The sequence below is a fragment of the Salinarimonas rosea DSM 21201 genome (assembly GCF_000429045.1).
In the GTDB taxonomy this organism is placed as follows: domain Bacteria; phylum Pseudomonadota; class Alphaproteobacteria; order Rhizobiales; family Beijerinckiaceae; genus Salinarimonas; species Salinarimonas rosea.
This window is the reverse complement of sequence record NZ_AUBC01000040.1, coordinates 1-19,516: the sequence shown is the minus strand read 5'-3', so window position 1 is coordinate 19,516 and position 19,516 is coordinate 1. Positions and strand designations below refer to the sequence as shown.

General features: G+C 65.8%; 20 protein-coding genes and 4 pseudogenes. 16 read left to right on the top strand and 8 right to left on the bottom strand.

Annotation, left to right across the window (positions count from 1 at the left end):
• A partial coding sequence (locus tag G407_RS29090) for an ATP-binding protein (protein WP_169728817.1) occupies positions 1-258 on the top strand: 258 nt, incomplete at its 5' end.
• A pseudogene (gene istA / locus G407_RS32910) lies at positions 255-1,130 on the top strand (IS21 family transposase); the annotation flags it as partial. The gene G407_RS29090 and the pseudogene istA (G407_RS32910), both read left to right, overlap by 4 nt.
• 173 nt (positions 1,131-1,303) lie before the next feature.
• On the opposite strand, the gene istB (G407_RS0120650) reads toward istA (G407_RS32910), so the two are convergent.
• Both istB (G407_RS0120650) and istA (G407_RS0120645) read right to left on the bottom strand, forming a co-directional pair.
• Positions 1,304-2,065 (bottom strand): IS21-like element helper ATPase IstB, encoded by a 762-nt coding sequence (gene istB, locus G407_RS0120650; RefSeq protein WP_029032342.1) that lies wholly within the window; start codon positions 2,063-2,065, stop codon positions 1,304-1,306.
• Positions 2,066-2,077: 12 nt separating this feature from the next.
• Complete coding sequence (gene istA / locus G407_RS0120645) at positions 2,078-3,619, bottom strand: IS21 family transposase (protein WP_029032341.1); 1,542 nt, start codon at positions 3,617-3,619, stop codon at positions 2,078-2,080.
• A gap of 196 nt (positions 3,620-3,815) precedes the next feature.
• Here istA (G407_RS0120645) and G407_RS0120640 point away from each other — a divergent pair, with 196 nt between their 5' ends.
• Together G407_RS0120640 and istB (G407_RS0120635) are read left to right on the top strand one after the other, a co-directional pair.
• Complete coding sequence (locus G407_RS0120640) at positions 3,816-4,013, top strand: hypothetical protein (protein ID WP_029032340.1); 198 nt, start codon at positions 3,816-3,818, stop codon at positions 4,011-4,013.
• Positions 4,010-4,786 (top strand): IS21-like element helper ATPase IstB, encoded by a 777-nt coding sequence (istB, locus tag G407_RS0120635; protein ID WP_052341688.1) that lies wholly within the window; start codon positions 4,010-4,012, stop codon positions 4,784-4,786. The genes G407_RS0120640 and istB (G407_RS0120635) overlap by 4 nt, the downstream gene beginning before the upstream one ends.
• A gap of 117 nt (positions 4,787-4,903) precedes the next feature.
• Here the strand turns inward: istB (G407_RS0120635) and G407_RS0120630 are convergent, their stop codons facing one another.
• Positions 4,904-5,374: a DUF4188 domain-containing protein gene (locus G407_RS0120630; protein WP_029032338.1), complete on the bottom strand. Its 471-nt coding sequence runs from the start codon at positions 5,372-5,374 to the stop codon at positions 4,904-4,906.
• A 332-nt stretch (positions 5,375-5,706) separates the two neighbouring features.
• Here G407_RS0120630 and G407_RS0120625 point away from each other — a divergent pair, with 332 nt between their 5' ends.
• Complete coding sequence (locus tag G407_RS0120625) at positions 5,707-6,687, top strand: NAD-dependent epimerase/dehydratase family protein (RefSeq protein ID WP_029032337.1); 981 nt, start codon at positions 5,707-5,709, stop codon at positions 6,685-6,687.
• A gap of 57 nt (positions 6,688-6,744) precedes the next feature.
• Here G407_RS0120625 and G407_RS32655 read toward each other — a convergent pair whose 3' ends face one another.
• Positions 6,745-6,999, bottom strand: coding sequence for a LysR substrate-binding domain-containing protein (locus G407_RS32655; protein WP_029032336.1), 255 nt, complete (start codon positions 6,997-6,999; stop codon positions 6,745-6,747).
• A 9-nt stretch (positions 7,000-7,008) separates the two neighbouring features.
• Here G407_RS32655 and G407_RS32650 point away from each other — a divergent pair, with 9 nt between their 5' ends.
• Positions 7,009-7,701, top strand: coding sequence for a MerR family transcriptional regulator (locus tag G407_RS32650; RefSeq protein WP_029032335.1), 693 nt, complete (start codon positions 7,009-7,011; stop codon positions 7,699-7,701).
• Positions 7,702-7,727: 26 nt separating this feature from the next.
• On the opposite strand, the pseudogene tnpB reads toward G407_RS32650, so the two are convergent.
• Together tnpB and tnpA are read right to left on the bottom strand one after the other, a co-directional pair.
• A pseudogene (tnpB, locus tag G407_RS32905) lies at positions 7,728-7,889 on the bottom strand (IS66 family insertion sequence element accessory protein TnpB); the annotation flags it as partial.
• 28 nt (positions 7,890-7,917) lie between these two features.
• A complete protein-coding gene (tnpA, locus tag G407_RS0120610; RefSeq protein WP_052341689.1) occupies positions 7,918-8,256 on the bottom strand; it encodes an IS66-like element accessory protein TnpA in 339 nt (112 codons plus the stop codon).
• 161 nt (positions 8,257-8,417) lie between these two features.
• Here tnpA and G407_RS32645 point away from each other — a divergent pair.
• Positions 8,418-8,723, top strand: a pseudogene (locus G407_RS32645) (hypothetical protein); the annotation flags it as partial.
• Positions 8,724-8,805: 82 nt separating this feature from the next.
• Here the strand turns inward: G407_RS32645 and G407_RS0120605 are convergent.
• A complete protein-coding gene (locus G407_RS0120605; RefSeq protein ID WP_156917662.1) occupies positions 8,806-9,711 on the bottom strand; it encodes a LysR family transcriptional regulator in 906 nt (301 codons plus the stop codon).
• Between the two features lie 114 nt (positions 9,712-9,825).
• On the opposite strand from G407_RS0120605, the gene G407_RS0120600 reads away from it, so the two are divergent.
• Genes G407_RS0120600 through G407_RS0120570 form a run of 7 tightly spaced genes read left to right on the top strand, consistent with a single transcriptional unit; the run spans position 9,826 to position 17,149 of the window.
• Complete coding sequence (locus G407_RS0120600) at positions 9,826-10,497, top strand: RraA family protein (RefSeq protein WP_029032332.1); 672 nt, start codon at positions 9,826-9,828, stop codon at positions 10,495-10,497.
• Between the two features lie 2 nt (positions 10,498-10,499).
• Positions 10,500-11,540, top strand: coding sequence for an Ldh family oxidoreductase (locus tag G407_RS29085; RefSeq protein ID WP_043540297.1), 1,041 nt, complete (start codon positions 10,500-10,502; stop codon positions 11,538-11,540).
• A gap of 16 nt (positions 11,541-11,556) precedes the next feature.
• Complete coding sequence (locus tag G407_RS0120590; RefSeq protein WP_029032331.1) at positions 11,557-12,723, top strand: iron-containing alcohol dehydrogenase; 1,167 nt, start codon at positions 11,557-11,559, stop codon at positions 12,721-12,723.
• Between the two features lie 4 nt (positions 12,724-12,727).
• A complete protein-coding gene (locus tag G407_RS0120585) occupies positions 12,728-14,215 on the top strand; it encodes an aldehyde dehydrogenase family protein (protein WP_052341686.1) in 1,488 nt (495 codons plus the stop codon).
• A gap of 42 nt (positions 14,216-14,257) precedes the next feature.
• Positions 14,258-15,250 carry a TRAP transporter substrate-binding protein gene (locus G407_RS0120580; RefSeq protein WP_052341685.1) on the top strand — a complete coding sequence of 331 codons (993 nt, stop codon included), beginning with the start codon at positions 14,258-14,260 and terminating at the stop codon, positions 15,248-15,250.
• Positions 15,251-15,278: 28 nt separating this feature from the next.
• Positions 15,279-15,842 carry a TRAP transporter small permease gene (locus tag G407_RS0120575; RefSeq protein ID WP_084327686.1) on the top strand — a complete coding sequence of 188 codons (564 nt, stop codon included), beginning with the start codon at positions 15,279-15,281 and terminating at the stop codon, positions 15,840-15,842.
• Positions 15,839-17,149, top strand: a complete 1,311-nt coding sequence (locus G407_RS0120570; protein WP_052341684.1) for a TRAP transporter large permease — start codon at positions 15,839-15,841, stop codon at positions 17,147-17,149. Before G407_RS0120575 ends, G407_RS0120570 begins: the two co-directional genes overlap by 4 nt.
• Positions 17,150-17,539: 390 nt before the next feature.
• On the opposite strand, the gene G407_RS0120560 is transcribed toward G407_RS0120570, so the two are convergent.
• Positions 17,540-18,481 (bottom strand): IS110 family RNA-guided transposase, encoded by a 942-nt coding sequence (locus G407_RS0120560; RefSeq protein WP_029032326.1) that lies wholly within the window; start codon positions 18,479-18,481, stop codon positions 17,540-17,542.
• A 218-nt stretch (positions 18,482-18,699) separates the two neighbouring features.
• Here G407_RS0120560 and G407_RS31345 point away from each other — a divergent pair.
• A pseudogene (locus G407_RS31345) lies at positions 18,700-19,175 on the top strand (transposase); the annotation flags it as partial.
• A gap of 41 nt (positions 19,176-19,216) precedes the next feature.
• Positions 19,217-19,516 (top strand): transposase (locus G407_RS32900; protein ID WP_156917661.1); only part of this gene is annotated, 300 nt, incomplete at its 3' end.

Below are 19,516 nucleotides of genomic sequence, written 5' to 3'. Positions count from 1 at the left end.
CAGCTCGTCTCTCGCCGCTACGAGCGTGGCGCCATGCTCGTCACCTCGAACCGCGCCATCGGCGAGTGGGGCTCCGTGTTCGGCGATCCCGTGGTCGCGACCGCCATCCTCGACCGCCTCCTCCACCACAGCCACGTCATCACCATCCGCGGTGAGAGCTATCGGCTGCGCGAAAAGCGCCGGAGCGGCCTTCTGCAGAAGGCCGCTCCGGCGCCTCACAACACCACATCAACCAGCGAGGGGGTCAGGTCCTCGTGACGAAAGGGGGGCAGTTCCGGCTGACGCTTGACAATTCGGCGGCGATCGATCATTGGCGTGACCAGCAGGGCGGCGGTCCGATCAATTTGGCGGCCTTGCACGAGTGGCTCCAGCGCGAGCACGGCTACGCAGGGAGCCTGAAGTCGGTTCAGCGCTATTGGCGCCGGACGTATCCTGCGCCTGCGATCCGGGCGCGTCGCCGGGTCGAGACGCCGGCTGGGGCGCAGGCGCAGGTCGACTGGGCGGAATATCCCGGGGTCGTTCTGGGCGGCGCGGCCGAGGATCTCGTCGCGCTTGTCATGGTGCTGTCCTGGAGCCGCAAGCGTGTGGTGGTTTGGGCCCGCTCGAAGGACATGCTGTCGTGGCAGTCCTGTCATCTGAGCTGCTTCCGGCGGCTGGGCGGAGTGCCGGCGGTGCTGCGCATCGACAACGTCAAGACGGCGATCGCGAAGGGGGCCGGGAGCTGGGGCTCGGTGAACCCGACGTACCGGCGCTTCGCGAGCCAGCTTCGCTTCCATGTGGACGCCTGCCAGCCCCGCCAGCCGCAGGCGAAGGGAAAGGTCGAGCGCGGCATCGGCGATCAGCGCGGGGCGCTCGATCCCTACGGCGAGGTGTTCGAGAGCCTCGAGGCGCTCCAGGCATGGACAGACGCGCGGCTTGCAGAACGGGCCGAGCGCCTGCACTGCCCGCAGACGCGAACGAGCGTCGCCGCGGCCTGGGAGAACGAGCGGCTTCTGTTGACGCCCCTGCCCGAGACGCTGCCCGAGCCCTTCGACATCGCGGTCCGCCGGCCGGTCGGGATCGACTGCCTGGTCAACTTCGAGGGGCGGCAATACAGCGTTCCGTTCCGGTTCGTCGGACAGGAGGTCGAGGTTCGCGGTCTCGCTGGTCGGGTGCAGATCCTGAAGGACTGCGCGGTGATCGCTGCGTATTCCGGCGATCGTGGGCGCTCATTCCACGCGATCGTGGGCGCCGATTCCATTTCATCGTGGGCGCGCGTTCCACGTGATCGTGGGCGGTCGCGTCGGCCGACGTCGGCATTGGTTCAGGCCCGGGTTTCCGGGTCAAGGGTGACCGCGGGTGCGGCGCGCTTTCGCATGCTGTCGCCGCGAAGTTCGAGGCGGTGGGCGTTGTGCACGAGCCGGTCGAGAATGGCGTCGGCGAGGGTCGGATCGCCGATGACGGCGTGCCAGGCGTCGACGGGCAGCTGGCTCGTCACGAGGGTGGATTTACGTCCATGTCGGTCGTCGAGGATCTCGAGCAAGTCGCGTCGTTCGCCGGCGGTGAGGGTGGCGAGGCCCCAGTCGTCGAGGACGAGCAGGTCGACGCGCGCGATCGTCTTCAGAAGACGGGCGTAGCGGCCGTCGCCGCGGGCGATGGCGAGCTGCTCGAAGAGCCGCGGAACGCGGTGGTAGAGAACCGAGCGCCCGTCCCGGCAGGCCTTGTGGCCTAGCGCGCAGGCGATCCAGCTTTTGCCGAGACCGGTGGCGCCGGTGACCAGCAGGTTCTCGGCACGCCCGATCCAGGCGCCGTCGACGAGATGGGCGAGGACCGCGCGGTCGAGACCGCGGGGCGTGCGCAGGTCGAGGTCCTCGACGCAGGCGTTCTGGCGCAGCGAGGCGAACTTCAGGCGGGTGGCGAGCCTGCGGGTGTCGCGCTCGGCAGCCTCGCGGTCGACGAGAAGCCCGAGGCGCTCCTCGAAGGACAGGGCCTCGACGGCAGGCGTGCGGCGCTGCTCGTCGAGAGCTTTGGCCATGCCGGCAAGGCCGAGGTCGGCGAGCTTCTCGCTGGTGGGATGGGTGAGCACGTCGGGTCTCCTTCAGTGGTAATAGCCTTGGCCCCGGATGTTGCCGTGGCTGACGGGAGGGGTGTCGGGCGTCTCCTCGAGGAAGCCGCGATCGAGGCCGTTCTTCAGGATCGAGCGGACCGAGGAGACGGAACGGGCCTGGATGTGGACGGCGCGCCGGCAGGCGGCGTCGACGCGGCGGGCGCCGTAGGGCTTCACTAGCGCCAGCACGCCCAGGCAGGTCCGGAAGCCCTGCTCCGGGTGGGGCCGCGCCGTCATGACCGCCTCGCAGAACGCGGCGACGGAGGGTCCGACCGTCTCGGCGGCGGCGATGACGCGCGCGGGCGTCCACTCGCCGAAGCGGCGGTGGGCGCTGGGCATGTGCTCGGGGATGGTCACGTGCTCGCGCAGGCCGGGAGAGAGCGCATGGCTGGCGACCCGTCGGCCCCGGTGGAAGACCTCGACGGTGCGGGCGCAGACGCGGACGTCGACGTGCTCGCCGATCAGGCCGAAGGGCACGGAGTAGTAGGACGCGTCGACCTCGACATGGTAGTCCGGCGCCACCTTGCAGCGCTTCCAGCGGGCGAAGGCGTAGGGCGTCTCGGGCAGCGGGCCGAGATGGGGACGGTCGAGGCCCGTGAAGAGATCGGCACGGCTCGCGCCGTAGCCGCGCATGACGCGCGTGTTGATCTCGGCGAGAAGCGTGCGGATCGCGGCGTTCAGCTCGGCAAGTGAGAAGAAGCGCCTGTTGCGAAGCCGCGCCAGGATCCAGCGCTGCGCGACGAGCACCGCCGCCTCGACCTTGGCCTTGTCGCGCGGCTTGCGCGGCCTCGCCGGCAGCACGGCGACGCCGTAATGCGCCGCCATCTCCGCGTAGGTGCGGTTCAGGCCCGGCTCGTAGCGGTCGGCCTTGGTGACGGCGGCCTTCAAGTTGTCCGGCACGACCAGCTTCGGCACGCCGCCGAGGAAGGCGAACAGGTTCACGTGCGCGCCGATCCAGTCCTCCAGCCCCTCACCGGCGCAGGCCTCGGCGTAGATGTAGCTCGACGCACCCATGGCCGCGACGAACAGCTTGGCCGGCCGCACCTCCCCGCTGCGCGGGTCGGCGACGTCGATCGTGTCCCCGGCGAAGTCGACGAACACCTTCTCGCCGCCGAGATGGGTCTGGCGCATCGTCGGCCGGACCCGACCCTTCCACGCCTCGTAATGCCCGCAGAACCAGGCGTACCCGTAGCCGTCCGGATGGGCGGCCCGGTACTCCTCCCACAGGAGCGCCCGCGTCACGCCGGGTCGGCGGAGCTCGCGGTCGACGTGAGCCCAGTCCGGCACGACGCGCCCAGGGCGACGGGAGCCGACGCCACCGGGAAAGAGCAAGAGCTCCAGCGCGTCGTCGTCGTCGAGCTCGGGCGGCAACGGCCAGGACAGGCCCGCGGCGCGGGCACGCGACAGGTAGCCGCTCACGGCTCCCTTGCTGATGCCGAGCGCGGCGGAGATCTCCCGCTCGCTCAGCTTCTGCGCATGTTTGAGGCGCAGCAGATCTCGGATACGGCGCATCGACAGTCTCTTCGTCGGCATGGGAGCTCCTCGTTCGTCACGAGGGGCCCGTAGCCCGTGGAAACTGTCGGCCGAAGCGCGATCCCACCCCCGTCGTGGGTGCCCACGATCACGTGGAATGGGCGCCCACGCTCACCTGGAATCCGCGCCCACGATCATCTGGAATCGGTGCCCGCCATCGTCTGGAATTGGTGCCCACGATCACGTGGAGTACGCAGTGATCGCGGAGTATGCTCGCGGCAGCGGCCCCTCGATCGTGACGAACGACGCACACTTCGAGGGCGAGAGCACCGAGCGCGTGATCGCTCCCCAGCTGTTGGGGCGCATGGGCCGACGCCTGCAGGAGATCGCCGCGACCGCCGTCCAGCATCGCTCGATCGATCTCTATGCGCAGCTCGCGGAGGTGGCGCGATGACCGCGGCGCGGATGAAGCTCGATATCGACACCACGCGCGACAAGCTCGCGGCGCTCGGATGCCCTCATGCCGCGGAGGCGCTGGAGCCGCTCTTGGCGGAAGCGGTCCGCGACGAGATCGCGCCGCACCTCTTCCTCGATCGCCTGCTCAGAGTCGAGGTCGCCGGCCGCGAGGAGCGCCGCATCCGCACGATGCTGAAGCTCTCGAAGATCCCGACCGGCCAGACGCTGGAGAACTTCGACTTCGCCTTCCAGCCCGCCATCGAGCGCTCCCGGATCGAGACGCTGGCCACGGGCTCCTGGATCCGCAACGGTGAAGTGGTCCTTCTCCAAGGCCCACCGGGTGTGGGCAAGAGCCACATCCTTGTCGGGCTCGGTGTTCGCGCCATCCAGCAGGGCTTCTCGGTGCAGTACTTCCGCTTCGACGAGCTTCTCACGGCACTCAAGACGGACGCGCATCTGAAGCCGCAGACCTTGAAGTCTCGCAAATACATGTCGACTGCACTGCTCCTGGTCGACGAGATGGGCTACGACCCGATGACGCGCGAGGAGGCCAGCCTCTTCTTCCGGCTGGTCAGCTACCGATACGGCCGCGGCGCAATGATCATCACCACGAACAAGAGCATCCGCGACTGGACCGAACTGCTCGCTGGCGACGAGGTGCTCGCGACCGCCATTCTCGATCGCCTGCTCCATCGCGCCCACGTCCTCAACGTCAAGGGCCGCAGCTATCGGCTCCGCGACCTGGAGGATGCGCTCAAGCTCAAGACCTGATCCCCAACGACCTCACCTGCATGCCGCGGCCGCGGCGGGCGCGCTCTGACTCTTGCGGTCCGCGCACCCGCCGCGGCCGCTACCGTTGCGCCCCACCTCGTAAGACTGGGTGTCGCCTTATCTCGTAAATGTAGGTGTCGCTTGACACAGGGTACCTTCAGCTGGGACCAGGCGCGCGGCGCGGCCGAGGCCGAAGCGCGGCATCCCGGAATACACGGCCTCGTATTCGCCGGCCCTGACGAGGTAGGTCTCGTGCCAGATCCCGACATCGCCGCGTCCAGCCCGAGCGGCCCTGTTGAAGGCCGCCCAGGCGGGCTGGTGCCCTCGCTCGGTGCTGCGGGCGTAGGCCTCCAGATGGTCGAAGCTGCGCCAATATTGCGTGATCGACTTCATTCCCAATCCATTGTGGCCGAGGAAGCCGACTTCCGGCCCGAGCGCCTCGAGCTCGCGGATCATGCGGGGCATCGCCCAGAATACGGGCCACCACCTGTGAACCTTCCACGGCTTGTTCACCCGCATTCCGATCAGGAAGACCACGAAGTCTCCGTCGATCTGTGCGGCCATGCGATTGGATATGATCTCCGCCATCCTCGCGACTCCCGGCCAGCGCCCGGCGCAGCAACTCTCGGCGTCACCGGCACAGCGCAGGGGAGAGCGTAGCAGACAGTCGAAGGGAAAGCTCTGCTCGAAGCCGGATCGGTTTAGGCTCGCTCGCCGTCTCGGTCCCGCTGCGTGGACCGACGGCCTTCGATAATCGGCAGCCGCAGCCGCGTGCTCGCCGTCGCGCTTGCGTCGTTTGCCTTCCTCGCCGCGGGCGCCCGGCACTGCCGCGCCGGTTCTCGCCTTCTTGGCGCTGTGCGTCAGTCATTGCTGGTCCGGGCGGCGGCGGACATGATAGCCTAGGGTCGAAGGAGAAGCCGATGCCGCCGCGCGAAAAGTTTCTTGTCACGGGAGCAATGGGGTGCCTTGGCGCCTGGGTGCTCCGACACCTGCGGAACGAAGGGGCGGCGGTTGTGGCTGCCGATCTAAGCAGTGATCCGGTGCGACCTCGGCTGCTGATGTCCGACGAAGAGTTGCAAGCGATCGACTGGTTAATTTTGGACATTACCGATGCTGCGGCGGTGAACCGAACAGTTAGTGATCATGAGATCACGCACATTGTTCACCTAGCCGGACTGCAGATTCCGTTTTGTAAAGCCAATCCGGCGCTTGGAGCTGCCGTGAACGTGGTCGGCACGATCAATGTTCTCGAGGCGGTTCGTCATAACGGTGTCTCGGGCTTGGCCTATGCGAGTTCGCTGGCCGCTCTCGGTCCTCCGCAGCTGTACGAGCGGGTACCGGTCGAGGATGATGCGCCGACAGCTCCGTCCACGCTTTACGGCGTCTATAAAGTCACGAACGAGGAGACGGCGCGGCTCTATTGGACCGATTGGCGGGTCGGCAGCATCGGGCTGCGCCCCTACAATGTCTTCGGCGTTGGTCGTGACCAGGGTCTGACCGCGGACGTAGCGAAAGCGATTCTTGCGGTTGCGGCCGGAGAGCCATTTCACATCCGCTACGGTGGCCCCTTGGCGCTTCAGCATGCGAGCGATGTCGCGGAGATGTTCATCGCCGCGGCAAGGCTTGCGCACCAGGGTGCGGCGGTTGTCAACGTCCGGAACGATGTGACGACTGTCGAAGCCTTCGTTGACCTCCTCTCGGAACTCTACCCGCACGCTCAGATCACCAACGAGAGGGGTAATTTGCTCCCGTTCCCTGCCGATCTAGACGACGCCGGCCTGCGCCGTCTCATCGGCGATGTGCCGCACGTTCCTCTCACCGAGGCAATCCGACAGGACGTCGAGCAGTATCGGTCACTTCTGAAAACGGGACGACTTGATCTAGAACAGCTGAGTCTTTGACCGATTTCTAGCCGGGTTGGAGCTGAGACGGTCAGGCGGGTAAGGGCCGCATGCGGACTACCCGGTCAGGATCGGCCTCAGGGCGTGGCCTTCCGTTGCCAGGAAGTCGAAGAAGGCCACGACGCGCGGGAGGTGCCGGGCGTCGGGGTGGGCGAGGACGCGCCAGGGCCGCGTCAGCTCGGCCACGGGGTCGAGGACCCGCACGAGCTCGGGCTCGGCGTCGCCCAGCGCGATCGGCAGGGCAGCGACGCCGATCCCGGCCTTGGCCGCGGAGACGAAGCCCGCCGAGAGCGCGAGCGCACGCGTGAGCACGACCGGCTCGTGATAGACGACGCCGTCAGGGAGCGCCTGATCGCGATGACCGAAGACTTCCAGAAGCTGTGGGCGCATCCGGACACGCCGAACCGTGAACGCAAGCGGCTGCTCGCCCACATCATCGAAGACGTCACCCTCGTCAAGCTGCCTGCCGAAGGAACGACGAAGGTCCACGTTCGATTCAGGGGCGGCAAGACCGAGACGATCACCACACTCAGCCCCAAGTCTTCCGCTCAGCAGGTCAAGACACCAGTGCACATCGTCGAGCTCGTCGACAAACTCCTCAACGATCACGTCTACTCGGAGATCGCAGAGATCCTCAACCGGCAAGGACATCGCCCCGGAGAGGCCGCGCGTCCCGGTCGCCAGGATGCCCAGTTCACGCCGCTGCGCGTCGCCTACCTCGTTCATCAGTACAAGCTTCGATCCCGCTACGACCGCCTGCGGGCGCGAGGGATGCTGACGGCGCAGAAGGCCGCAGCGCGCCTCGGCATACACGAACAAACCCTCTCGAGGTGGGCCGAATACGGTCTCGTCATCCGGCACCGGTACAACGGCCACTACAGCCTCTACGAAATCCCCAAGGAAGATCTCCCCAAAAAACACTGCAGCCGGTGGAACACGATCGCCGATCGGGTCGCCGCGCGAACAAAAGCCGAAGCCACACAAAACACACAGCTGGACGAGGAAGAGGTGTAGTATGAACGCGGATCTTTGTAGACGAGCACGAGGCCGGTCCCGTCCCAGACCAGGATCTTGGCCCGATCGCCGCGCTTCGAGCGGAAGATCACCACGAGCCCGGAATGCGGATCGAGCCCGAGCTCGTTCTGCACCAACGCCGCAAGGGCATCGTGGCCGGCACGGAAGTCGACGGGACGTGTGGCCACGACGATGCGCAGATGCTGGGCGGGACGATCACAGCCGCGCCTCGAGCGCCGCTGCGATCTCCGCAATCCGAGTGCTCGGCGTCGACGGGCATGCCCGCACCACCACGCGGCCGACGGCAATCGCGATCATCGGCGTCAGGCTCGCGGCCGAGTTGGCGTCCTCGATCGCGAGCGGCACGAACTCCGCCTCCGGTTCCTCAATCAGAACCAAACGTCCTTGGCGCGCTTCACGCCGCCATCCGGTCAGCTGCTGGGGCGTGATCCCGTGTCGGCGGGCGACCTCGTTCACCACCGCGCCGGGCTCGAAGCTCTCGCGCACGATGCGTCCCTTCTCCGCGTCCGACCAGCGCCGCCGACCCGAGCGCATCCGGCGGAAGCCGAGCCGACCCGCAAAGCCGCCCTCGCAATCCGCTCCAATCTCCACAAAACTTCCGACCATGGCGCACTCTCCGTCTCGCGCGGAAAAGATCGCAAAAGCCGGACCCTGTGCGAACCCGTCGAAAACATGGGCTCGTCCGATCGCTTACCTTCCACCGGGGCGTGCGTGAGAAGGACCATGGCACCCTCGACGCTTGGCTGGAGCAGGCGCTTCCCTCGGCCCTCGCCGGCTTCGCGCGTGGGATCGTCTCGGACAAGGCGGCTGTAACGGCGGCGATCAAGTTGCCTTGGTCGAACGGCCAGACAAAGGGACAGATCTGTAGGCTCAAGAAGGTCAAGCGCCAAATGTATGGCCGAGGGAACACCGATCTCCTCGCGGCGAGGCTGTTACCGATCGACGCTCTAATCTGCACCAAGACTGCGACAGACCCACCGCGGGTCCCCTCTCGGGCGTGACGGACGCCAGCTCGCGCAAGCTTTTCAGGTCCGGAGTCCCACTCCGATCGGCGCGGGACCCCGGCGCCGATTCACATGCAAACTAAGTCATTTTCATCTTTTGCGCGACCAGCGTGGCCACCTGGCGGAACGAGCGAAGGGCGGGCGTCTCTTTGTCCATGCGCCAAGCAAGTGCGATCTCCACCGGCTGGGGCGATTCGGCGATCTCGAGAAAGTTGACACTAGAGATACGTAGATTGCTGGCCGTTTCGGGCACGAGCGCAATCCCCATACCGGCGCCCACCAACCCAACGATCGTGTGGATCTGTGTTGCATGCTGCACGACATGCGGCACGAAGCCGACCCGCTCGCACATCGAGAGAATGCGGGAATGGAAGAGCGGACTCTGCTGCCGGGAGAAGAGAATGAAAGACTCCCGCGCAAGCCGCTGCAGCGAGATGACCCGCTCCGCTGCGAGCGCGTGCTTCGAAGGCACGGCGAGCAAGAACCGCTCCTCGAGGATGGTCTGCACCTTGATCTCGGGATCGCCTACGGGCGGCCGAAGCAGGCCGACGTCGATCTGGCGGCGCGGCAGAGCCCCGATCTGATCGGCGACCGTCATCTCGTGGAGTTCGAGTTCGACCTCGGGATATAGATGCCGAAACCGCTCAAGGATGGCGGGCAGCAACCCGTAGGTGGAGGAGTGAATGAAGCCGACGGTAAGATGCCCGTACTCGCCGGCCTGCACACGTCGAGCGTCGGCCACGCACTTAATAAGTTCATCCAGTATCCGCTGGGTGCGCTCCAGGAAAAGCGCTCCGGCCGGCGTCAGCGCGACGGAGCGCTGCGTGCGCGCCAGCAAAACGACCCCGAGTTCGCGCTCCAGGTTCTGGATTTGACGGCTGAGAGCGGGCTGGGCAATGCGCAGCCGCTCGGCCGCCCGACCGAAGTGCAGATCCTCGGCTACAGCCCGAAAGTAGCGTAAATGGCGAACCTCGATCACGGCCATACCGCTCCAGCATCAATCGGGGGCCTGCAATATATTTGACGGCAGCCGTCCGTCCGTCAATCCTTTAGAAGATCGCTCAAGCGGAACCTGAACCCGCGAGAAAGAGAAGGACCGATGACGCTCGGCTTTCGAATCATTCGAGACCGCCCACGGCCGCCGGAGGAGGTCCTGGCCGCCTCCGGCAGGGTGCCCGTCGCGAATATCAGCGACAACATGCACCGCATTTTCGCCGGTGGTCCGCAGTTGCGGCCGTTCCATCGCAGCGGACGGCTCTGTGGCGTGGCCCTGACCGTACGTACACGGCCCGGCGACAATGCGATCGTCCATAAGGCGCTCGACTTGGCTCAGGCAGGCGATGTTCTCGTGGCTGATGTGGGGGGCGACCTGACGAACGCGATCATCGGCGAGATCATGCTCGCCTACGCCCGTATGCGCAGTGTCGCCGGTTTCGTCATCCACGGATCGGTGCGCGACATCGCTGCTATCGCCGAGGATGGCCTGCCGGTCTACACGCGCGGCGCCACGCATCGCGGGCATTACAAGCATGGTCCGGGCGAGATCAATGTCCCGGTCTCCGTCGGCGGGATGGTCGTGGTTCCCGGCGATATCCTCGTAGGAGACGAGGACGGCGTACTTGCCGTGCCACTCGATCAAGCCGAAGAGATCTTGGCGCTCACCAGCGCGCAACAGGAACGCGAGGCCGGGATCCTGTGCATCATAGCGGAGGCGACCTGGGACCGGGCTTGGATCGACCAGGCCCTCCAAGACAAAGGCTGTGAGGTCTGATCATGCGCGTCCAACCCGACCAGCTTACGGCATTCTGCGCCACCGTATTGGGGCGGGCGGGCGTACCGGAAGTCGTGGCGCGCACCGTATCGGAATCCCTCGTGTACGCGGACCTGCGCGGCGTTGAGTCCCATGGCGTCGTGCGCACCGAGATCTATCTGCGCCGGGTCGCCGAAGGCATGGTCGACCCGCATGCCGAGACGCGTCTGGTGCAGGACAACGGCTGCACCGCGCTGGCCGACGGTGGCAACAACTTCGGTGCCTACGTCGGCGCTGTCGCGCTCGATCTCGCCATGGATCGTGCGCAACAGCACGGGATCTGTGCGCTGGGCGTCCGGAACTCCAATCACTTCGGCACGGGCGCCTTTTATGTGCAGCGTGCCGTCGAGCGTGGTCTTGCGCTGATCGTAATGTCGAACGCCTCTCAAACCATGCCGTCGACCGGGGGAGTTCGACCGTTTCTCGGCACGAATCCGATCGCTTTCGGGTTCCCGACCAGCCGCCAAGTGCCCTTCGTCCTCGATATGGCGACGAGTGTCGTTGCGCGCGGCAAGATTATCGTCGCCGCCAAGCGCGGCGAGACGATCCCGCCTGGCTGGGCGGTGGACCGGCACGGCAATCCCACCACCGACGCCGAGGCTGCACTTGAGGGTGCCCTGTTGCCGCTCGGCGGACCCAAGGGGTCCGGACTATCGATGGCAATCGACATCCTTTCCGGCGTCCTCACGGGAGCCGGATTTGGGCCCTCCGTCCGCAACATGTACGAAGACTGGGCCGAACCACAGAACGTCGGTCACTTCTTCATGGTCCTTGACATCGCCCGGTTCCTGCCACTCGCCGCCTTTACCGAACGTCTGGGCCAGTACATCGATCTGATGAAGGCTGAACCCAGAGCGTCCGGTGTTGAGGAGATCCTTTATGCCGGGGAGCGCGAGTACCGCCTTGAAGCGCACCACCGGTGCGATGGCATCGAGTTGCCCGAACGTTTGGCGGCGGACCTCCAAGCCCTTGGCGAACGCTATAGCGTGAACTGGATCGGTTGACCACGGAGATGACTGTATGACCCAGCCAATTCCATCCTTCAGCTACCACCTGCCAACGGCCATCGAATTCGGCCACGGCGCCCTCGCGCGGCTACCCGCCCTGGCCAGGGGACTCGGGGGGCAGCGGGCGTTGATCGTCGGAGATCCGGGCGTCGAGCGCGCCGGATTGGTCGGGCGGATCGCCGATGTCCTGAGCCAGACCGAGATGCCAATCGCCATCTTTACGGATGTCGAGAGCGACCCGGATATTCGTTCCGTCGAACAGGGCACGGCGATCGCCAAAGCCGAGCGCTGCGACTTCGTCATCGGCATCGGCGGTGGCAGCGCGCTGGACACGGCGAAGGCGATCGGCCTCATGCTGACGAATGCCGGCACCATCCGCGACTATGTGGGCATCAACAAGGTGCCGCAGCCGGGTGCCCCCGTCGTGGCTATCCCAACCACAGCCGGCACCGGCAGCGAGATGACGATCTGGTCGGTCCTCTCGGACAAGGCGCAGCAGGTGAAGATCAGTGTCGGCAGCACCTACAACTGCCCGCGTGTTGCGCTCCTCGATCCGGGGCTTACGTTGAGCCTGCCGCCGCACACCACGGCTGCAACCGGGATGGATGCGCTCACGCACGCCCTCGAGTCGTACGTCAACAGGGCGACGCAGCCGATCTCCGAAGCGATGTCGGTGCAGGCAATGACCCTTATCGCCCGCAGCCTTCGCGTCGCTGTTGCCCAGGGGGATAACCTCCAGGCCCGCGCCGACATGCTGTTGGCCAGCACAATCGCCGCCATGGCGTTCAACAGCACCCGTCTCGGCCTTGTTCACGCTTTCGCGATGCCGCTCGGTGCCAAGTTTCATATACCTCATGGACTCGTGAACGCGATCCTGCTGCCGGCCGTGATGCGATACAATCTGCCAGGCAACCTCCCGAAGTACGCGCACATCGCCGAAATATTTGGCGAGCGGGTCGAGAATCGGAGCTTGCGCGCGGCGGCCGAGCGGTCGGTCGAAGCGATCGAGCAGTTGAAGCAGGACATCGGCATCACCGCAAAGCTTTCCGCGTTCGGCCTGTCTGAAGATCGCTTCGACGAGGTCGTCGATGAGGCCCTGCAGTCTGGCAACGTCCCTGTAAACCCCCGTCAGCCAACGCGCGAGGCCATGAAGGCTATCCTGCGTGCGGAACTCGAGTAGGCAGATGGAGACGAGCATCGACATGAGAGCCTGGCTGAACGAAGCGGTCGGCGGCCGATACGGCAATTTCATCGACGGCGAGTGGCAGGAGCCCGGTGCGCAGACGGCGGCGGTTCACAATCCCGCGCGCAAGGATGAGGTTCTGGGGCACTTCACCGAGAGTTCAGCCGAAGATGTGGATCGCGCGGTTCAGGCGGCCGCAAGTGCGTTCCAGTCGTGGCGCGAGGTGCCGGGGCCGGAGCGCGGCGCGTTGCTGTTCCGCGCGGCCGACCTGTTGGAGCAACGGGCTGAGGAACTCGCCTTCGTACTTTCGGCCGAGCAGGGGAAGGTCCTCGCGGAGTCCAAAGGAGAAGTGCTGCGCGCGGCGAAGGAACTGCGCTTCTGTGCGGGCGAGGCCAGTCGCATGGACGGCGTGACGCTGCCGAGCGAGAAGCGGAGCGGGTTTGCCCTAACCCTGCGCGAACCGCTTGGCGTCATTGCGGCCATCGCGCCGTGGAATTTCCCGGTCGTGACACCCGTACGAAAGATCGGCCCCGCGCTTGCATACGGCTGCACGGTCGTGCTCAAGCCGGCCAACCTGACACCCTGGTCGGCGGTCAAGCTCGTGGACGTGTTCCGCGATGCTGGCCTGCCTAACGGAGTGCTCAACTTGGTCACCGGCTCGGGCCGCGGATCCGGCGACGCGCTCATCCGCCATCCTGCGGTGCGCGGCATCAGCTTCACCGGTTCAACGCGTACGGGTGCCGAGGTCAGCGCAGGGGTCGCGCGACGCTTTGTACGCACCCAGCTCGAGATGGGCGGCAAAAACCCGGCCGTCGTGCTCAGCTACAAGGATGCCGGAGCCGTGGCGAAGCAGATCAGCGCAGCCGCCTTCGCCTGTTCGGGCCAGCGCTGCACTGCGATCAGCCGGGTCATCGTGCTCGAGAGCTTGGCTGCGGATCTGACCGAGGCTCTATGCGCCGAACTTGCTTCGATCCGGCTTGGACCGGCTTGGGACCCAAGCGCGACTATGGGGCCTCTGATCACCAATCAGCACCGCGTGTCGGTGCTGCGCAACATCGCGGCCGGCGTCGACGAGGGTGGTCGCTTGCGCTTCGGTGGCGGCGTGGAGGAGGAGGAGGAATTTGTTCAAGGGCACTTTCTCCAGCCGACCCTGATCGATGGCGTGCGCCCTGAATGCCGGCTCGCGCGCGAGGAGATCTTCGGCCCGGTGCTCTCGGTCGTGGCCGTACCCTCGGCCGAAGCGGCCTTCGAAGCGGCGAATGCCGTCGAATACGGCTTGGCCGCCTCAGTGTTCACGCGGGAAGTTGATGAGGCGTTCCGGTTCGTGCGCGAGAGCCAGACGGGCATGGTTCACGTCAACCATGGTACCGCGAGCGAGGCGCACCTGCCATTCGGCGGCGTAAAGGGCTCCGGCTTCGGAGCCTATTCAATCGGCCACAGCAATCAGGAGTTCTTCACCGAGCTGAAGGCCGTCTACGTCCAGAGCTGATCAGGTTCTGGTCTTCAACAGCAAGAACATGGAGGAAACATAGTGACCACGAAAAGAGGTGTACTGTCCCTGGGCGCCGCAACCGCGATCGCCCTGACGATGCTGCCGGCCGGCGGCGCGCTCGCGCAGACCGTGCTTAAGCTCGGCCATGTATGGCCGCCAACCGAAATTCAGGCGCAGGCTGCCCAGCAGTTCGCGGAGGACGTCCGGGAGGCGACCGGCGGCGAGGTGGAGGTCCAAATTTTCGGCGGCAGTACGCTCGGGACCGACCGTGAGCTCATTGAGGGTCTGAAACTCGGGACGGCCGACATCTGGGTCGGCGGGGCCGGCGTCCTCTCGGCCGCCTCAGATACGGCGAAGATCTTTACCGTGCCCTTTATGTTCGACGACCTGGAGCATTTCCAGGAGGTCTATAACGGTCCGGTCGGCGAAGAGATTTCGCTGAATATCGAGGAGGAGGCCGGCTACGAGGTGCTGTCCTACTGGATGCGGGGCCCGCGGTGGCTGACGGTGAACGAGGAAGTCCAGACCCCGGAAGATCTTGCTGGCCTGAAGATTCGCGTTCCGGACAGCCCCGTCTTCGTCAAGTCGTGGGAACGCCTGGGCGCGGCGCCGACGCCGATGGCATTCGGCGAGGTGTTCACGGCTCTTCAGCAGGGCGTGATCGACGGTCAGGAGAACCCGCTCTCGCTGATCTACACCGCGAAGTTCCCCGAAGTCGTTGAGTATCTGGTCCGCACCGAGCACGTCATGGAGCCGATCGCCATGGTGATGAGCTCCAACCGTTTCGAATCGCTGCCGGAGGAGCACCAGACGGCGGTTCGCGAGGCCGCCCAAGGTCGTGCCAAGGAGTACACTGCGGAGCAGGTTCTGAAGGGCGAAAAGGAGTACTTGCAGCAGCTCCAGGAGCAAGGCATGACCCTCGTCGAGCCGGACGCGGCGGCATTCCAAGCGCAGCTCGAAGGCTTCGTCGATGACGAGTTCCCCTCCTTGAAGCCGATCCACGAAAAGATCCGCGCCGCTGGCGGCGAATAAGCGTCTTGAGGAGGAGAGGAACCCGCCCATGATCCCGCCGCGTCCCTCTCCACCTTCGCGCGCCGAGCCGGAAGCCGGCTCGGCGACCGCGCGATCCCCGAGGCATCTGGTCGTCGCAGTGGTCGATCGCTTCAACGCCGTGCTCTTCACGGCATTGGCGCTCGCGCTCGGCGCGATGGCCGCCATGGCCATAGGCCAAGTTGCTGCTCGCTACCTGGTTGGACAGCCACTTGTTTGGTCGGAGGAGTTCATGCGCTTCGCGCTGATCTGGGTCACCTTCCTGGGGGCCGGTGTCGCCGTGCGCAAGGGCATGCTTATTGCCGTAGAAATCGTTGTTCATTTCGTGCCGGCACCGGTAGGGCGGCTGGCTCGGTGGCTGACGCTCATCGCCACGGCCGCCTTCTGGATGGTGCTGATCGTCTTCGGGATCCGCATTCTCGGTATGGTGCAGGGCATGAAGTCCGGGGCGATGGAACTGCCGATGCCATTCGTCTACCTAGCCATTCCAGTCGGCGCGGCGATCGCATTCGTTAACACGCTCGTCGTTGCGCTCGATCCGCCTCTCCCATTCGCCGAAGGAAGCCCCTCGTGACTCCAGGGTTGTTCGCGGCTGCCCTGCTCGCGCTCTTCGCGATCGGGGTGCCGATCGCCGTTGCGCTCGGCCTGTCGGCAGCCATCTCGATGTACGGTTCGGGAATCCCGCTGCAGGCGATGGTGCAGCGAATGTTCGCCGCTCTCGACTACTTCCCGCTGGCGGCGATCCCATTCTTCATTCTGTCGGGGGCGCTGATGGAGGCAAGCGGCATCTCGACGCGCCTCATCAATCTAGCGCAGGCGCTGGTCGGCCGGTTCACGGGTGGTCTGGGTCTGGTGACAGTCGTCTCGGCAATGTTCTTCTCCGCCATCTCGGGATCCAGTGCTGCGACCGTTGCCGCGATCGGCGGTATTCTCATCCCGGCCATGGCGGCACGAGGCTATTCGCGCCGGTTCGCGACCGCGACCCAGGCTGCCTCGGGCGAACTCGGCGTGATCATCCCCCCCTCGATTCCGATGATCATCTTCGCGCTGACCGCGGGCGTGCCGGTCTCGATCGGCGACCTTTTTATGGCCGGGGTGCTGCCCGGGCTAATGATCGCCCTCTCGCTAATGCTGACGGTCTACATCGTCTCGAAATGGTACGGCTTCGGCGTGCCAGCCGCGCGGCGCGGCGTTCTATCGAAAGACTCGGAGTTCCTTTCGGTGCGTCCGTGGCCGGCGTTCAAGGCGGCGATCCTGCCGCTCTTGATGCCCGTGATTATTCTCGGCGGCATCTACGGCGGCGTATTCACGCCGACCGAAGCGGCCGCGGTTGCGGTCTTTTATGCGCTCGCGCTTGGCATCGGTGTCTATCGCACGCTGACGCCGGCCGCAATTATGAAAGCGCTGAAGGTTTCGCTGCTCAACACTGTGGCAATCCTGCTGATCATCAGTGCCGCTGGCGTCTTCGGATGGGTCCTGAGTGCGAACCGAATTCCGGACATGGTGGCGCAGGCATTCATCGCTCTGACCGACAGCCCCGCTGGCTTCCTGCTGATGATTAACATTTTGTTGCTGCTCGTCGGCATGTTTTTGGAGACCGGTGCCGCGATCATCATTCTGGCGCCGATCCTGACGCCGGTCGCGATTCAGCTCGGAATCGACCCGGTCCATTTCGGAGTCCTGATGATCGTCAATCTGGCAGTCGGCATGACGACGCCGCCGGTCGGCGTGAACCTGTTCGTCGCCTGCCAGGTCGCCGGACTGCGGATCGAGCAGATCCTGGGCAGCATGCTGCCGTTCTACTTCGTCTTGCTAATCAACATTGTGCTCATCAGCTATCTGCCGGAGATTTCGCTCTGGCTGCCCGAGGTGCTGAAGTGACCAGGGATCCGCGGCGCTTCCTGCTCGCGGCGTTCGAGCGGGCGATCGCCGCTTGCCGTCCTGAGGCTTGACTTGAACTGTGATTTCGAACGCAACGGGAACAAATGCTCGTAAGTCCCTGATTTCGCTAGAGCCGAGTTGGCGCGACGAAAAATTGTGTGATGCTAAATTCTGAGTCAGTAAGCGTTTTCTGTGTTATCATTGCGGCGGAACCAGTGCGGCTGATTTCGCATGTTCGTCCGCGAGAAGACCATCAACGGCTACACCTATCTCTACTACCTGGTCGAAAGCATCCGGGAAGGCGGGCGCACGAAGCAGCGCATCATCAAGAGAAGCTTCTCCCGTTAGCTCCGGCGGCACAGGATGTGGTGTGAGCGACTGTCTTCGGCGTCAAGCGTTTTGCGCGTGCCATGGCGTTCCGTCCCGGATGATGGCGTTGAGGATGGTGAGGAGCTTTCGAGCAGTGGCGACGAGTGCGACCATCTTCGGCTTGCCCTGGGCGACGAGCCTGTCGCGGAAGGCCTTCAGCGCGGGATTGCGCCGGCTCGCGACGAGCGCGCCCATGTACAGGGCTGTGCGGACGGATGTTCGTCCGCCGCCGATGAAGCTCTTGCCGCGCCAGCGTCCGGACTGGCGTGTCCACGGCGCGAGGCCTGCGAGAGCGGCGATCCGGCGCCGATCGAGCGAGCCGAGCTCGGGCATCTCGGCGATGAGGGTCCGGGCGATGACGGAGCCGACGCCGGGCACGGAGGTGAGGAGGTTCTCCTTCTCGCGCCAGGCGGGCGAGCGGCGCACGGCCCCGTCGATGTCGCCGTCGAGGCTGTCGAGCTCGCGGGCGAGCGCCTTCAGGAGCCGGTCGATGCTCTTGCGCACCCGCTCCGGCGCACCGGCGCGGCGCTGGCGCTCGGAGGTCATCATGGCGACGATCTGGCGCCGCCGGGCGACGAGATCGGCGAGCAGCCTTGTCTCGGCGTCCTGGAGGGGTCGGATCTCCGGCGCGGTCGCCTCGACGAAGTGCGCGATCACGGCGGCGTCGATGGCGTCGGTCTTCGCCCGCTTGCCGAGCGCGCCGGCGAAGGAGCGAACCTGGGCGGGGTTGACGACGAGGACGGGCAGGCCCGCCTCGGCGAGGCTCGCGACGACGACGGCCTCCAGGCCGCCGGTCGCCTCGAGCCCGATCGCCTTCGGAGCGAGAGCCCGCAGCCGCTCGACGAGCGCGGCGATGCCTTCGGTGTCGCGCGCGACGTCGAAGCGCTCGTCCGGGCCGCGCACGTGCACGTCGAGGCGATCCTTGGAAACGTCGATACCGACGATGGGGGCGATGGCGTCCATTGTCTCCCGTCCTTGCGCAAGCGGGCTTCGCTGGCGGCCCAAGCGACTGTTCGGGTTCAATGGAACGGCGAGCGTGGGCCCGGGCTCACACACGGGCTCGGTATCCCTGAGGGGCGTCGGCCTCACGCTCGCCACCGCCTCCAGCATTATGCCAGAGTCGGCGCGATGAGAGTTACAAGGGGCTTGCGGTGAGGCTCGTGTTCCTTTAATGTTCTCACATGTCGAGCCGCTGGAAGCATGACCGCCCCCTCTCTCGCGCCCAGTTCGAGGCGCGTTTTCCCGACGACGCGGCCTGCGGGGACTACCTGGCGGCGCGGCGGTGGCCGGATGGCTTCGTCTGCCCGGCTTGCGGCGAGACGCGGAGCTGGGCGCTGAGGGGCAAGCGCTTCACCCGGGAATGCGCGGCTTGCGGCAAGCAGACCTCGGTCACGGCCGGGACGGTGATGCACCGGTCCCATCTGCCGCTGAAGACCTGGTTCACCGCGGTCCACATCCTCACCAGCCATTCGAACGGCGTCTCCGCCCTATCAGCGGCCGCGTAATCCTCCCCACTTTGTGGAGTGGGGAAAGTTCGAGCGCCGTTGACACCGCCCTGCAGCTGCAGGCGCAGCTGGGGCTGGGGAGCTACAAGAGCGCCTGGCTGCTGCTGCACAAGCTGCGCCGGGCCATGGTCGATCCCGGCCGCAGCCTGCTCCGTAAGCGCTGTCTCCATCCCACCTTCCTCGCCGTGAGCTGATGAGCGAAGCTCTCGTCCCGATAGTGGTCGGAGATCGTTTTGTGTCTGGACTTGAGCCTACGCTCGAGCCGGCGCGCGTGGTGCGCCGGCTGGAGGTGATCAACGGCGCTGGTGGGCGCCGGCGCTGGAGCGCGGACGAGAAGGCCGGGATCGTCGCCGAGACGCTCGAGCCGGGCGCGGTCGTGTCCGAGGTTGCGCGCCGTCATGGCCTGACGCCGCAGCAGGTGTTCACGTGGCGCCGCGAAGCGCGTCGGGCGACGCTGGCCGGCGGCGCTGAGGGAGAGGATCGGCCCGCCTTC